Raw genomic sequence first — 14,414 nt, 5'->3', positions numbered from 1 at the left:
AGTCGCAGGTGACCGGCAGTGCGTCGGTGGCCCGCGCGCAGGACGAGACGGACCAGCACCACCAGGTGCGACCCCAGGTCGGCACCGGAGCAGTCGAGAGAGAGCGTGAGGTTGGCATGACCCTGGACGTGGCGTGGGCACAGCGGTGGGCGCGCGAGAGCGCAGCAGCGATCGCGGCAGCCCGGGACGAGCTCGTCGAGCTGGACCGTCAGATCGGCGACGGCGACCACGGGGAGAACCTCAACCGCGGCTTCCAGGCGGTCGTGGCCAAGGTCGACGCGGCCGACCAGCACCCCGAGCTCGTCTCGGACGTGCTCAGGACGGTCGCGACGACCCTCATGTCGTCCGTCGGCGGGGCGTCGGGACCGCTCTACGGGACGGCCTTCCTCCGGGCCGCGAAGGTCAGCGGGCTCGCCACCCTCGACGCGCACGCCGTCGTCGCGCTCCTCGAGGGGGCGCTCGAGGGCATCACGGCACGCGGCAAGGCCGCACCCGGCGAGAAGACGATGGTCGACGCCTGGGGTCCCGCCGTCGACGCGGCGGTCGACGCGGCGGACGCCGGCGCGTCCCCGGTCGAGGTCCTGCAGGCCGCCGCCCGCGCGGCGTCCGTGGGCGCGAGCCAGACGTCGTCCCTCGTGGCGACCAAGGGACGCGCGTCCTACCTCGGAGAGCGCAGCATCGGGCACGAGGACCCGGGCGCCGCGTCGTCAGCCCTGATCCTCCAGGCCGCGGTCGACGCCGCGGTCGGCACCGCGTCCGAGAGCACGCCCGACAGCACGACCGGCAGACCGGCCGACGTGCCTGTGACGGGAGACGAGGCATGAGCGCCCGCGTCGCCCTGGTCCTCGTCTCGCACTCGCGCCAGCTCGCCGAGGGCGTCGCGGAGCTCGCCGCGCAGATGGCGCCCGGCGTGCAGATCGTCGCCGCCGGGGGCACCGACACCGGCGGGCTCGGCACGAGCTACGACCGGGTCCTCGAGGCCGTCAGCACCGGGCTCGCCGCCGCCGGTGGTGTCGTGGTGCTCGCCGACCTGGGCTCGGCGATCCTCACGGTCGACTCGGTCCTCGAGGTGCTCGACGAGGGACCCGGCTCGGTCGTGCTCGCCGACGCACCGTTCGTCGAGGGAGCGGTCGCCGCAGCGGTGACCGCCCACGGCGGCGGGACCGTCGCCGAGGTGCTCGACTCCGCCGAGCACGCAGGCACCACCTTCGCGGTGCGCGAGCCCCGCCCGCCGCACTCGCCCGTCGACGACGCCGGCGACCTCTCGCAGCGCACGGTCGTGGTGCGCAACCCGCTCGGCCTGCACGCGCGACCCGCCGCCGTCCTCGCGCGGCTCATCGCGGGGCTCGACGCCGCGGTCACCATCAACGGGGCCAACGGCGCGAGCGTCCTGGAGATCATGAAGCTCGGCGCCACCGGGGGACAGGGCCTCGTCCTCAGCGCGACCGGGCCTGCTGCCGAGGAGGCGCTCGACGCCGTGGCGACCGCGATCGAGGGCGGGTTCGGCGAGGTCTGAGCAGCGCCGCACCGGGTCGCTCGACGGGGCAGCATCCCCGCCACGTGACCGACGCCACCCCCGCCCGAAGATTTATGCATTGACTGCAAAAGTGCAGCCGATGTAACGTCTCGCCGTGCCCACTCCTCCTCCCGACCCCGGTCCCGGACTGCGCGAGCGCAAGAAGGCGGCGCGCCGCGAGGCGCTCGTCTCCGCGTCTCACGACCTCGTGTCCCGGCTCGGCCTCGACGCCGTCACCGTCGAGATGATCTGCGACGAGGTCGGGGTCTCGCCCCGCACCTTCTTCAACTACTTCGCCTCGAAGGTCGACGCCGTCCTGGGGATCCAGGAGACGCCGCTCTCCGGCGAGACCGCCGAGGTCTTCGCCGGGGGCGGCCCGACGGGCGACCTCCTCGACGACTGCGCGGCCGTCGTCGGCTCCATGCTCGACAGCGCGCCGATCGACCTCGACCGCATGGCCCTGGTCATGGAGCTGTCGCAGCGCGAGCCGGCGCTGCTCGTCCGCCAGCTCGCCTGGTTCGAGGAGCGCACCGAAGAGCTCGCAGGTCTCGCCGCCCGCAGGACCGGCGCCGAGACCCCGGGCGCCACCGAGAAGATGATCAGCTCGTTGGTCCTCCTCGTGGTGCGCTCCACCCTCGCCCGGTGGGAGATCGCCGGCAGTGCCGGCCTCCCGTCCAGCCACCTCCCTGACGTCACCGCCGAGCTCCGGACGCTGGTCGCGCCCGCGCCCGACGCGCACACCTCGTCCCCCGCCTAGAGATCAGGTTCACCATGGCCTCCGCACCACCCTCCACCCCGTCCTCCGCAGCGGCCGACGCGCCGCTCGTGGTCCTGGACCAGCGCACCGTCTGGACGATCTTCGGCGCGCTGCTCGCCTCGATGTTCATGTCCTCGCTCGACCAGTCCATCCTCGGCACCGCGATGCCGACGATCGTCGGCGAGCTCAACGGCGTCGAGCACCAGGGCTGGCTCATGACGGCCTACATCCTCGCCATCGCCATCGTCATGCCGCTCTACGGCAAGTTCGGCGACATGTGGGGCCGACGCTGGCCCTTCATCATCGCGATCGGCCTCTTCACCGTCGCCTCCGCAGGAGCGGGCTTCGCGCAGAGCTTCGGCGAGCTGGTCGCCTGGCGCGGCGTCCAGGGGCTCGGCGGAGGTGGCCTCATGATCCTGTCGCAGGCGATCATCGCCGACATCGTCCCCGCCCGGGAGCGCGGCAAGTACATGGGCCCCATGGGTGCCCTCTTCGGCATCTCCGCCGTCATCGGCCCGCTGCTCGGCGGGCTCTTCACCGACCACGCCAACTGGCGCTGGTGCTTCTGGATCAACATCCCGATCGGCCTCGCCGCGATGATCGTCGCCTGGCGGACCCTGCGGCTCCCGACCCACCGCTCGGGCAAGAAGGTCGACGTGCTCGGCATCCTCTTCATGGTGCTCGCCACGTCGAGCCTCGTGCTCGTCACGAGCTGGCAGAGCTGGAGCGGGCAGAGCAGCTACGACTGGTCGCACGCCGGTCTGCTCGCGCTCGCCCTCACCTTCGCCGCGTCGACGGCGCTCTTCATCATCGTCGAGCACCGCGCCGAGGAGCCCCTCATCCCGCTGCACCTCTTCAAGAACCCGACCTTCACCATCTCCACGAGCGTCGGCCTGGTCATCGGCATGGGCATGTTCGCCGCCCTGAGCTTCCTGCCGACCTTCCTCCAGATGTCCGCAGGCGTGGGCGTCACGGCCTCCGGGTTCCTCATGCTGCCGATGATGGCCGGGCTGATGCTCACCGCCATCACCTCCGGAGTCCTCATCACCAAGACCGGCCGGTACAAGAAGTACCCGGTGGCCGGCATGGCGATCGCCACGATCGGGCTCGTCTCGCTCACCCAGATCTCCGGCGAGACCTCGATGGTCGTCTTCGGTCTCATGCTCTTCGTGCTCGGCGCCGGCCTCGGCCTCGTGATGCAGACCATCGTGCTGGCCGTGCAGAACGCGGTCGACCCGAAGGAGATCGGTACCGCGACGAGCTCGAACAACTTCTTCCGCGAGATCGGCGCAGCCGTCGGCGTCGCCGTCTTCTCGACCATCTTCACGGGGCGCCTCACGAGCAACCTCACCGAGGTCGCCGGGTCCGTGCCGCCCGAGCAGGCCGCGCAGCTCGACCCGACCGGCGTCACGCCCGAGGCTGTCGCCGCTCTGCCCGAACCCCTCAAGCAGGGGGTCATCGACGCCTTCGCCGACTCCCTCGCCCCGGCCTTCTGGTACCTCGTGCCGCTGCTGGTGATCGGGTTCCTGCTCACGCTGTTCCTCAAGGAGGTCACGCTCTCGACCGAGGCCGGCATGGTCGCCCGCGGCGAGGCCGTGGCCGGTGGAGGGGCGCCCGCTGCCGCGGCAGCCGCCGACCGGGCCCCCGCGCTCTCCGAGAGCGAGACCGTGGTGCTCGACACCGACGCGCACCCGGCCGACGACCCACAGGGCACGCGACCGTCGGTATCCTGACTCAGGTGAGCTCATCTTCGTCGCCAGCAGCCCCCGACCCGTCCGGCACGCCCGGAGGGGAGGGGGCTGCTGCGCATCAGCCCAGCGCCCCCAAGATCGTCCGCAAGAAGGCGGCCAAGCCGCAGTTCGCCGGGACCATGCTCGTGCTCGAGGCCTTCGTGGTGCTCTTCGCCACGCTCACGGCCTCGAAGCTCCTCGACGTCCCGGCGCTCACCGTGTGGATCATCGGTGGTGTCCTCGCGCTGGTGCTCATGATCCTCTCGCGCACCGTCACGGTCCCGGGTGGCTACGTGGCCGGCTCGGTCGTCCAGGTCCCGGTGCTCGCGATCGGCATCGCCATCCCGCTGATGATCCCGGTGGCCGTCGTCTTCATCGCGCTGTGGGCCGTCTCGCTGTGGCTCGGTGCCAAGATCGACCGGGAGCGCGCCGAGTACGACGCCGCCCACCCGGACGAGGCGCCGAACGTCGCCTGACAGCACGAGAGGTGCCACCGGTGCAGCACCGGCGGGCGACGACAGCGGACAGGACGACCACCGACGATAGGGTGTCGGCATGACCACGAACGCACCTGCTGTCTCCCGCACGCTCGTCCTCGTCAAGCCCGACGGTGTCCGTCGGGGTCTGTCCGGCGAGATCCTCCGCCGCATCGAGGCCAAGGGCTACACGCTCGCGGCCGTCCAGCTCGTGACGCCGTCGCGCGAGCTCCTCGAGGAGCACTACGCCGAGCACCAGGGCAAGCCCTTCTTCGAGCCGCTCGTCGAGTTCATGCTCTCCGGACCCGTGCTGGCCGTCGTCGCCGAGGGCCACGGCGTGATCCCTGGCTTCCGCTCGCTCGCCGGCGCGACCGACCCGACCGCGGCCGCCCCGGGCACGGTCCGCGGCGACCTCGGCCGCGACTGGGGCCTCAAGGTCACCCAGAACCTCGTGCACGGCTCGGACTCCGAGGAGTCCGCCGCGCGTGAGATCGCCCTCTGGTTCCCGGCAGCCTGACCCCCCGCCCTGAGCAGCCCGCGGGCCCGTCCACCGTCTGGTGGGCGGGCCCGCGCTCGTCGGCACAGGCCATGCAGGCCGTGCGGGCCGTGCGGACCAGGCGGCGCGTACTAGTCTCGGGTCCGTGCACCTCAAGACCCTCACCCTGCGCGGGTTCAAGTCGTTCGCCTCCGCGACGACGCTGAACCTCGAGCCCGGCGTGACCTGCGTCGTCGGCCCGAACGGCTCGGGAAAGTCGAACGTCGTCGACGCCCTCGCCTGGGTGATGGGGGAGCAGGGCGCCAAGACGTTGCGCGGCGGCAAGATGGAGGACGTGATCTTCGCCGGCACGTCGGGCCGGCCCCCGCTCGGCCGTGCCGAGGTGTCGCTGACGATCGACAACAGCGACGGGGCGCTGCCCATCGAGTACGCCGAGGTGACGATCAGCCGGACGTTGTTCCGCAACGGCGGCTCGGAGTACGCGATCAACGGGTCGTCGTGCCGGCTCCTCGACATCCAGGACCTGCTCTCGGACTCGGGTCTGGGGCGCGAGATGCACGTGATCGTGGGGCAGGGACAGCTCGACGCCGTGCTGCGCGCGACCCCGGAGGAGAGGCGCGGCTTCATCGAGGAGGCGGCGGGAGTCCTCAAGCACCGCAAGCGCAAGGAGAAGGCGCTCCGCAAGCTCGACGCCATGCAGGGCAACCTGCTGAGGCTCACCGACCTCACCGCCGAGATCCGGCGCCAGCTCGGCCCTCTCGGGCGGCAGGCCGAGGCGGCCCGTCGCGCCGCGGTGGTCCAGGCGGACCTCCGCGACGCGAGGTCGAGGCTGCTCGCCGACGACCTCGCCCAGCTCACGGCCTCGCTCGAGCAGGAGCTCGCGGACGAGAGCGCCCTGCGTGCTCGGCAGGCCGAGGCAGAGGCCGCCCTCGAGGTGGCCCGCACGTCGTTGCGCGAGGCCGAGGCCGGGCTCGCTGCGGCGGGCCCGGCCGCCGCCGCTGCGAGTGCCACCTGGTACGCCCTCGGGTCCGCGCGGGACCGGCTCGAGTCGACGCGGTCGCTGGCCGCCGAGCGGGTGCGTCTGCTGAGCGCCCCGGTCGAGCACCGCCGTGGCCAGGACCCGGAGGAGCTGGAGGCGCAGGCCGAGCGCGCGCGGGACACCGAGGACGAGCTCGTCGCCGAGGTCGCCGGGCACGAGGCTGCCCTGGCCCGGAGCACCGAGCGCCGCGCAGAGGCAGAGGCAGAGGTCGCGCTCCGTGAGCGGGAGCTCGCGACCCTGGTGCGGGGCGCGGCAGACCGCCGCGAGGGGGTCGCTCGCCTCGCCGGGCAGGTGGCGGCGAAGCAGTCGCGGGTGGACGCGACACGCGCCGAGATCGACCGGCTCGAGGACTCGCTGGCCGAGGCCTCGACCCGTCAGAGCGGAGCGAGCAGCGAGCTCGAGGACCTCGAGTCCGAGGTGATGGACGTCGAGCAGGGCCAGGAAGGGCTGGACGCCGCGCACGAGGAGGCGGTCGAGGCGCTCGAGGGTGCCCTGCACGCGCTGCGCGAGCTCGAGGCGGAGTCGAGGCAGGCAGCGCAGGACCACTCCACCTGGTCCGCGCGGAGCGAGACCCTCGACCTCAGCCTCACCCGCAAGGACGGCGCAGGCGCCGTGCTCGGGGCGGGCACCCTCGACGGTGTCGTGGGCTCGGTCGCGGCGCTGCTGACCGTCGAGACGGGCTACGCCGACGCGGTCGTGGCGGCCCTCGGTCCGCTGGCCGACGCGGTGGCGGTCGAGTCGGTGGGCGCGGCCGTCGAGGTGCTGCGCTACCTGCGGACCGAGGACGCCGGGCGCGCGAGCATCGTGCTCGGTGCGCCGGACCAGGCCCCGCAGACGGGCACCGCTGTGTCAGCCGCACCTCTGACACCTCCTGCGGACCTCCCGGACGGCGCGGTCGTCGCGTCCTCGGTGGTCTCGGCCGGGCGTGGTCTCGGCGCGGGCCTGGTCGGCGTGCTGGACCGGACGATCGTGGTCGACGACCTCGTGCAGGCCCGTCGCGTGGTCGAGGCCCACCCGGGGTGGACGGTGGTGACCCGTGCCGGTGACCTGCTGTCCTCCGACCGGGCCTGGGGAGGGTCTGCCGCGGCACCGAGCGTGCTGCACCTGCAGGCTGCGCTCGACGAGGCGCGTGCTGCCGCAGCGGACGCCCAGCGTCGTGGCGCGGACGCGGACCGCCGGCGGGAGACGGTCGAGCGTGCGGTGCAGTCTGCCCAGGAGCGTGCCGACGCCGCGCTCGACCGGCTGCACGCCTCGGACGCTGCGCACTCTGCGGTCGCCGAGCGCCTCGGGCAGCTCGGCGCGGCAGCCCGGTCGGCCGCCGCGGAGGCCGTCCGGACGCAGGAGCGGATCGACGCGGCCACCCGGACCCTCGCCGACGACGAGGCACAGCTCGTGGAGCTGGTCGCCCGGCTCGACGCGGCCGAGGCCGACCCCCAGGACACCGAGGACGCGATCGAGGACGCCACCCGGGCACGAGACGGTGCTGCCGACGACGCTGCGCAGGCACGCGCGGCGGAGACCGAGGCCCGGCTGGCCCTGCGCACGAGCGAGGAGCGCGCCCGTGCGCTCTCGGGACGCGCCCAGTCGCTCGAGCGGGCGGCTCGCGCCGAGCGGGAGGCCCGTGACCAGGCCGAGCGCCGCGAGGTCGCACGGAGGCGCCAGGTGGTGGTCGCCGAGGCGGTCCGCGACGGTGCGGCGTCGGCGGCGCGGTACTGCGACGTCTCGATCGGCCTCGCCACCGTGCGCCGGGACGAGGCGGAGGCAGACCGCGGGGCGCGGGACGCGGAGGTGGTGCGCGCCCGGCAGCGTCAGGACGCGCTCGCCGAAGAGCTGCGGTCGATCACCGACGTCGCGCACCGCGACGAGGTGGCACGTGCCCAGCAGCAGGCGCGGGTCGAGGCGCTGCGCCAGCGTGCGGTCGACGAGCTCGGCACCGACCCGGACGTGCTGGTCGAGGAGTTCGGTCCGCACCGGCTGGTGGTCGACGCAGAGGTCGCGGCGCAGCAGCGCGCGGACCACGGAGCGGGGGAGGGCGACGACCGTCCCGGGCAGCCCGCCGACGACGAGCCGGTCGGCCGCCCGTACGTCCGGGCGGAGCAGGAGAAGCGGCTGCAGTCCGCCGAGCGTGCCATGGCACGGCTGGGCCGGGTCAACCCGCTCGCCCTCGAGGAGTTCGCGGCCCTCGAGGAGCGGCACACCTTCCTCACGGAGCAGCTGGCCGACCTGAAGCGGTCTCGCGCCGACCTCCTCGAGATCGTCCGCGAGATCGACGAGCGGGTCGAGCGGGTCTTCACCGAGGCCTTCGAGGACACGAGCGCCCAGTTCGACGAGGTCTTCCCCCGGCTGTTCCCCGGCGGCGAGGGGCGCCTGGTCCTCACCGACCCGACGGACATGCTCACCACCGGCATCGAGGTCGAGGCGCGACCGGCCGGCAAGAAGGTCAAGCGGCTGTCCCTGCTCTCGGGCGGTGAGCGCTCCCTCACGGCGGTCGCGCTGCTCGTGTCGATCTTCAAGGCGCGCCCGAGCCCCTTCTACGTCATGGACGAGGTCGAGGCGGCGCTCGACGACACGAACCTGGGACGGCTGCTCGAGATCTTCGTCGAGCTCCAGCGCGACAGCCAGCTGATCGTCATCACGCACCAGAAGCGCACGATGGAGATCGCGGACGCCCTCTACGGGGTGACGATGCGCGGGGACGGTGTGACCACCGTCATCAGCCAGCGGATCCGGGAGCCCGTCGAGCGGTGAGGGGTGCGCGCCGAGGGCGCGGTGTAGAGGTTGGGTGTGGATCGCCCGACTCACCCTCGGCCCGGTCCCGACGTCCGGGTCGCGGGCCTGTGGAATGGTATGACTGGGTCATGATGAATGTGTACCTCTGGCTCCTGGTCGCGATCATCATCGCCGCTGCCGTGCTCGTCGCCGCCGGCATGATCGCCGCCGACGAGTCCGACGCCCGCGAGGAGACCGCGCCCACGGACCGCAGCCCCCGCGCCGTCCTCGGTCGGCTCGTCGCCGACGCGCGTGCCGGGGCGCGCTCGCTCACCACCTGGCGCCGCGACCGGGGACCGCGCCGCGACGTGCTCGACCTCGACAGCGAGTCCAGCACGACCGTCGAGGAGTTCTTCGAGGCCACCCGTACGGAAGAGCGTGCCTACCTCGACGCCGACGAGATCCAGCAGATCATCCAGCGCGTCCGACCGAAGACCGAGCGCCGCTGACCACGACGCTCGTCCGCCGCCTCGCGGCGCTGCGGGTGCCCACGGGCCGCGCCACCTGAGAGACTGCTCGGGTGAACGATCTTCTGCCACTCTGGATAACACTCGCCGTCCTCCTCCTCGCAGGCCTCGGCTTCGTCGGCGTCTCGGCGTCCCGTCGCTCCAAGACCCTCCCGCCAGCCGACCGCCGTCCGGAGATCGACGGCGCTGACGGGCACGCTGACCTCGACGAGGACCCCGCCGCCGCAGGAGCGGTCGACACCCTCCCGGGGCAGGACCGCCCGGACACCCTCGACCACCCTGCCGGTCCTGTCGCACCGACCGCCGAGCCCGAGGTCCTCGTCGACGTGCCCGAGCCGCCGGCCGGACGGCTCGTGCGGCTGCGCGAGCGCCTCGCCAGGTCAGGATCGCCGCTCGGCACGCGTCTGCTCGCGGTGCTCTCGCGGGACCACCTCACCGAGGACGACTGGGACGAGCTCGAGGAGACCCTCCTGCTCGCCGACATGGGAGCCGGCCCGGCGGGCGAGCTCATCGACGACCTGCGCACCCAGGTCCGCGTGCAGGGCGTCAAGGACGCGGCGGGCGTCCGTGCCATGCTCCGCGGCGCGCTCGTCACCCTGGTCGACCCCACGCTCGACCGCAGCCTGAGCACCACCGCGACCACGACCGACGGCACCAAGGTCCCGGCCGTCGTGCTCGTCGTCGGGGTCAACGGGACCGGCAAGACCACCACGGTCGGCAAGCTCACCCGGGTCCTCGTCGCCGACGGCAACCAGGTGGTCCTCGGTGCCGCCGACACCTTCCGCGCGGCGGCGGCCGACCAGCTGACCACCTGGGGCGCGCGCGTCGGCGTCGAGACCATCCGGTCCTTCAAGGACGGGGCAGACCCCGCAGCCGTCGCCTTCGACGCGGTGCGCGCCGGCAAGGAGCGCGGCGTCGACGTCGTCCTCGTCGACACGGCGGGGCGCCTGCAGAACAAGGCCGGCCTCATGGACGAGCTCGGCAAGATCTCCCGCGTGATCACCAAGGAGGCGCCGCTGTCCGAGGTGCTCCTCGTCCTCGACGCGACGACGGGGCAGAACGGCCTCAACCAGGCTCGCGTGTTCGCCGAGGTCGCCGGTGTCACCGGGATCGTGCTCACCAAGCTCGACGGGACCGCCAAGGGCGGCATCGTCGTGGCAGTCCAGCGCGAGCTCGGCGTGCCGGTCAAGCTCGTCGGCCTGGGGGAGGGGCCCGACGACCTCGCGCCCTTCGACCCGGAGGAGTTCGTCGACGGCCTGCTCCAGGGCTGAGACTCACCTGACCCACCCCTCGGACGGTCCCCGTCCGGCCCGGACGCCCCGCACGAAACACGATGTTTACGTGCGGGGCGTTCCTGTCACCTCCCCGTAACGCCCGGGCGCGCTCCCCGAAACGGCAGGCCTCGACAGTTGTCGTTGACCGGCCGCCGGGCTGGGATGGGAGATGATCCGATGGAATGGGATACCGGAGCAACTGCGTGGATGCTGGTCTCAGCATCTCTCGTGCTCCTCATGACGCCAGGGCTGGCCTTCTTCTACGGCGGCATGGTCCGCGCGAAGTCCGTCCTCAACATGATGATGATGTCGTTCGGTGCGATGGGCGTCATCGGCGTCGTCTACGTCCTCTGGGGCTGGTCGATGTCCTACGGCAGCGACGTGGGTGGCATCATCGGCAACCCCTTCGACCAGTTCGGCCTGTCCGGCACGATCTTCGACGAGACGGGTGCGGCGGTCGTCAGCGGCCTCGGCAACTACCCGCAGGTCGTCGACGTCGCCTTCCAGGTGACCTTCGCGATCATCACGACGGCGCTCATCAGCGGCGCCATCGCGGACCGCGTGAAGTACGGCAGCTGGCTCGTCTTCACCGCGATCTGGGTGACCCTCGCCTACTTCCCGCTCGCCCACATGGTGTGGGGCGGCGGATTCCTCAGCGGCTCTGAGGACGGCCTCGCGGCCATGATCTTCGGGGTGACCGACGGCGCGGCCACGGTCGCACCGGTCGACTTCGCCGGTGGCACCGTGGTCCACATCAACGCCGGTGTCGCCGGGCTCGTCCTCGTCCTCCTCATCGGTGCCCGCAAGGGCTTCGGCAAGGAGCCGATGCGCCCGCACAACCTGCCCTTCGTCATGCTCGGCGCGGCGCTCCTCTGGTTCGGCTGGTTCGGGTTCAACGCCGGGTCCGCCTTCGGCGCCAACGAGACCGCCGGTCTCGCCTGGGTCAACACGACCTCGGCAGCCGCCGCAGCGATCCTCGGCTGGCTCCTCACCGAGAAGATCCGTGACGGCCACGCCACCTCGCTCGGTGCCGCCTCGGGCATCGTCGCCGGTCTGGTCGCGATCACCCCGGCTGCCGGAGCGCTCAGCCCGGTCGGCGCGATCATCCTCGGCGCAGTCGCCGGTGCGCTCTGCGCCCTGGCCGTCGGCCTCAAGTACCGCTTCGGCTACGACGACTCGCTCGACGTCGTCGGCGTCCACCTCGTCGGTGGTCTCGTCGGCACCATCGGCATCGGCTTCCTCGCGACCGAGGGTGGTCTGTTCTACGGTGACGGTGGCAAGCTGCTCGTCATCCAGGTCGTCGTCGCACTCGCGGCAGTCATCTTCTCAGGTGTCGTCACCCTCGTCATCGGGCTGGCCATCAGGTCCACGCTCGGCTGGCGCATCACGGAAGACCAGGAGGTCGGCGGCATCGACCTCGCGGTCCACGGAGAGTCGGCATACGAGACCCTCGGCGGCGGCCGGGTCATCAAGGAGGTCAGGTCATGAAGCTCGTCACCGGAATCATCCAGCCCCACCGTCTCGACGACGTGAAGTCGGCGCTCGAGGCAGCAGGCGTCCGCGGCATGACCGTCAGCGAGGCCAGCGGCTACGGCCGTCAGAAGGGCCACACCGAGGTCTACCGCGGGGCCGAGTACACGGTCGACCTGGTCCCCAAGGTCCGCATCGAGGTCCTCGTCGAGGACGACGACGCACCGGTCGTCACCGGCGTGATCGTCCAGGCGGCGCAGACCGGCAAGATCGGAGACGGCAAGGTCTGGACCGTCCCGGTCGACGACGTCGCCCGCGTCCGCACCGGGGAGCACGGGGCCACGGCTCTCTAGCAGCCCGGCGCGAGCCGGCCCACTGCGTCGGCCCGGTCCACGGACCGGGCCGACGCAGCACCTCCCGCACCACCACGAGACGCAGCAGCACGGCGGCGTCGGGCGATCCCCACCCTGCCCGGCACGGCTGGACGAGGAGCACCATGTCGAACCAGCCCGGCCCGCAGCGCTCACCTGAGGTCCCGCACCCCGCCGGGGTGCGGGACCTCAGGTCCGAGATGATCGACCTCGCGGCCTCCCTCAGCGGGCCGACCGGCCCGGGAGCGGGACCCGCCCGTGGCACCGCAGCCACCGAGACGATGACCGCGGCGCTCCGCCCGGTCCCCGCCGAGCAGGGCCGGGGCCGCAGGGCGGCGCTGGTCGACCTCGCCAGCACCCGGCTCCGCGAGCTCTGGGACACGGCCACCGTCGGGACCGACACCGCAGGGATCGCCCTCGCCGCCGTCGGGAGCCTCGGACGCGGCGACCTCGGTCCGGTCTCGGACCTCGACCTCGTGCTCGTGCACGACGGGCGCTCCCACTCCGCCGAGGCCGTCCAGCGCCTCGCCGAAGGTCTCTGGTACCCGATCTGGGACGCGAGCCTCGAGCTCGACCACTCGGTGCGCACGCTGGCCCAGTGCCGGCAGATCGCCTCGAAGGACCTCCCCGCCGCGATGGGCATGCTCGACGTCCGGCCGATCGCCGGGGACACCGTCGTCGCCCACCGCGCGTCGTCGGCCGTCCTCGAGGACTGGCGGGCGGCAGCCAGACGACGCCTGCCCGAGCTGGTCGCGTCGACGAAGGCCCGTGCCAGCAGGCACGGTGAGCTGGCCTACCTCATCGAGCCAGACCTCAAGGAGGCGCGCGGCGGCATCCGGGACGCGGTCATCCTCACCGCCCTCGCCGCGACGTGGCTCACCGACCGTCCGCACGGCGCCGTCGACCGTGCGTACTCGCACCTGCTCGACGCCCGCGACGCGCTCCAGCTCACCACCCGGCGGCACACGAACCGGCTGGGGCTGGCCGACCTCGACGAGGTCGCCGTGCTCTGCGGGTACGCCGACCCCGACGACTTCCTCGCGAGCCTCGCCGACGCCGGGCGCGAGATCTCCTACGGCCTCGACACGACACTCCGCCGCGCGCGCCAGGCGCTGCAGCGGCCGCTCGTCACGCGGCCCTTCCTCGTCCGAGGTCGCAGGGCAGCACCGCGCCTGCGGTCCGTCGGCGACGGGCTCGTCGAGCACGACGGCGAGCTCGTGCTCGCCGTCGACGCAGTGCCGACCGCCGACCCGCTGCTCGCGCTGCGGGCCGCCGCGACGGCCGCCCGGACCGGGCTGGCGCTCTCGCCGGTGTCGGCGTCGAGCCTCGCCCAGTGCCCTCCGCTGCCACGGCCCTGGCCTCGGCAGGCCCGCGCGTCGCTGCTCACGCTGCTCGGCTCGGGTGCCGCCCAGGTGCCCGTGTGGGAGGCGCTCGACCGTGCCGGTGTCGTCACGTCGTGGATCCCCGAGTGGGTCGGCGTGCGCAACCGTCCCCAGCGGGCGGCGGTCCACCGGCACACCGTCGACCGGCACCTCATCGAGGTCGTCGCGCGTGCCCGTGGGTGGCGCAAGAACGTCGCCCTGCCCGACGTGCTGCTGCTCTCGGCGCTGCTCCACGACATCGGCAAGCGGGCGGGTGGCGAGGACCACTCGACGGCCGGCGCCCGCCTCGTGCCCGACGTCGTCGGGCGCATGGGCTTCGACGAGGGCGTGGTGTCCGACGTCCAGCGCATGGTCGCCCAGCACCTCACGCTCTCCCGGCTCGCCGTGAGCAGCGACCCCGACGACCCGGGCACCGTGACCGAGCTCCTCGAGGCCGTCGACCACCGCGGCGACCTCCTCGAGGTGCTCCGCGCGCTGACCGAGGCGGACTCCTCCTCGCTCGGCCCCAACGGCTGGACCACCTGGCGTGCGCGGCTCGTGGACGACCTCTACCGACGCGCCGCGCAGGCGCTCGGCGTCCCGGACGACGGTGCCCAGACCGGTGACCGCCCGCCCGCCGCGGCCGTCGAGGGTGCAGCAGGGGGCGACGATCACCCGGTAGTCTGAC

Annotated in this window: 12 protein-coding genes; all 12 read left to right on the top strand. The window is 72.8% G+C overall.

Translation table 11 applies throughout. From position 1 onward, the window contains the following. Positions 1–116 precede the first annotated feature (116 nt). Complete coding sequence (gene dhaL / locus SKED_RS11720) at positions 117–824, top strand: dihydroxyacetone kinase subunit DhaL (protein ID WP_042439137.1); 708 nt, start codon at positions 117–119, stop codon at positions 822–824. Further along, positions 821–1,516 carry a dihydroxyacetone kinase phosphoryl donor subunit DhaM gene (gene dhaM, locus SKED_RS11715; RefSeq protein ID WP_012867371.1) on the top strand — a complete coding sequence of 232 codons (696 nt, stop codon included), beginning with the start codon at positions 821–823 and terminating at the stop codon, positions 1,514–1,516. The genes dhaL and dhaM overlap by 4 nt, the downstream gene beginning before the upstream one ends. Positions 1,517–1,631: 115 nt before the next feature. After that, positions 1,632–2,273: a TetR/AcrR family transcriptional regulator gene (locus SKED_RS11710; protein WP_012867370.1), complete on the top strand. Its 642-nt coding sequence runs from the start codon at positions 1,632–1,634 to the stop codon at positions 2,271–2,273. Positions 2,274–2,287: 14 nt separating this feature from the next. Beyond that, complete coding sequence (locus SKED_RS11705; protein ID WP_012867369.1) at positions 2,288–4,006, top strand: MDR family MFS transporter; 1,719 nt, start codon at positions 2,288–2,290, stop codon at positions 4,004–4,006. Positions 4,007–4,011: 5 nt separating this feature from the next. Continuing rightward, a complete protein-coding gene (locus tag SKED_RS11700) occupies positions 4,012–4,479 on the top strand; it encodes a DUF4233 domain-containing protein (protein ID WP_245534560.1) in 468 nt (155 codons plus the stop codon). A 79-nt stretch (positions 4,480–4,558) separates the two neighbouring features. Continuing rightward, positions 4,559–4,996: a nucleoside-diphosphate kinase gene (gene ndk, locus SKED_RS11695; protein ID WP_012867367.1), complete on the top strand. Its 438-nt coding sequence runs from the start codon at positions 4,559–4,561 to the stop codon at positions 4,994–4,996. 124 nt (positions 4,997–5,120) lie between these two features. Beyond that, the gene (gene smc, locus SKED_RS11690) at positions 5,121–8,762 is read left to right on the top strand and encodes a chromosome segregation protein SMC (protein WP_012867366.1); all 3,642 of its coding nucleotides are present in this window, start codon (positions 5,121–5,123) and stop codon (positions 8,760–8,762) included. 110 nt (positions 8,763–8,872) lie between these two features. Continuing rightward, a complete protein-coding gene (locus SKED_RS11685; RefSeq protein WP_143755722.1) occupies positions 8,873–9,232 on the top strand; it encodes a hypothetical protein in 360 nt (119 codons plus the stop codon). Between the two features lie 71 nt (positions 9,233–9,303). Continuing rightward, positions 9,304–10,521 carry a signal recognition particle-docking protein FtsY gene (ftsY, locus tag SKED_RS11680; RefSeq protein ID WP_012867364.1) on the top strand — a complete coding sequence of 406 codons (1,218 nt, stop codon included), beginning with the start codon at positions 9,304–9,306 and terminating at the stop codon, positions 10,519–10,521. Between the two features lie 180 nt (positions 10,522–10,701). Next, the gene (locus SKED_RS11675) at positions 10,702–12,012 is read left to right on the top strand and encodes an ammonium transporter (RefSeq protein ID WP_042438013.1); all 1,311 of its coding nucleotides are present in this window, start codon (positions 10,702–10,704) and stop codon (positions 12,010–12,012) included. After that, positions 12,009–12,347: a P-II family nitrogen regulator gene (locus SKED_RS11670; RefSeq protein WP_012867362.1), complete on the top strand. Its 339-nt coding sequence runs from the start codon at positions 12,009–12,011 to the stop codon at positions 12,345–12,347. The genes SKED_RS11675 and SKED_RS11670 overlap by 4 nt, the downstream gene beginning before the upstream one ends. 143 nt (positions 12,348–12,490) lie before the next feature. Beyond that, the gene (locus SKED_RS11665; protein WP_012867361.1) at positions 12,491–14,413 is read left to right on the top strand and encodes a [protein-PII] uridylyltransferase; all 1,923 of its coding nucleotides are present in this window, start codon (positions 12,491–12,493) and stop codon (positions 14,411–14,413) included. Position 14,414 lies beyond the last annotated feature (1 nt).

Source organism: Sanguibacter keddieii DSM 10542 (assembly GCF_000024925.1).
Lineage (GTDB): Bacteria > Actinomycetota > Actinomycetes > Actinomycetales > Cellulomonadaceae > Sanguibacter > Sanguibacter keddieii.
This window is presented reverse-complemented; position numbering and strand designations above follow the sequence as displayed.

Coding starts and splice junctions, on each gene's coding strand:
- SKED_RS11665 (WP_012867361.1), top strand. CDS start 12,491: ATGTCGAACCAGCCCGGCCCGCAGCGCTCACCTGAGGTCCCGCACCCC.
- dhaL (WP_042439137.1), top strand. CDS start 117: ATGACCCTGGACGTGGCGTGGGCACAGCGGTGGGCGCGCGAGAGCGCA.
- ndk (WP_012867367.1), top strand. CDS start 4,559: ATGACCACGAACGCACCTGCTGTCTCCCGCACGCTCGTCCTCGTCAAG.
- dhaM (WP_012867371.1), top strand. CDS start 821: ATGAGCGCCCGCGTCGCCCTGGTCCTCGTCTCGCACTCGCGCCAGCTC.
- SKED_RS11670 (WP_012867362.1), top strand. CDS start 12,009: ATGAAGCTCGTCACCGGAATCATCCAGCCCCACCGTCTCGACGACGTG.
- SKED_RS11705 (WP_012867369.1), top strand. CDS start 2,288: ATGGCCTCCGCACCACCCTCCACCCCGTCCTCCGCAGCGGCCGACGCG.
- SKED_RS11685 (WP_143755722.1), top strand. CDS start 8,873: ATGATGAATGTGTACCTCTGGCTCCTGGTCGCGATCATCATCGCCGCT.
- SKED_RS11675 (WP_042438013.1), top strand. CDS start 10,702: ATGGAATGGGATACCGGAGCAACTGCGTGGATGCTGGTCTCAGCATCT.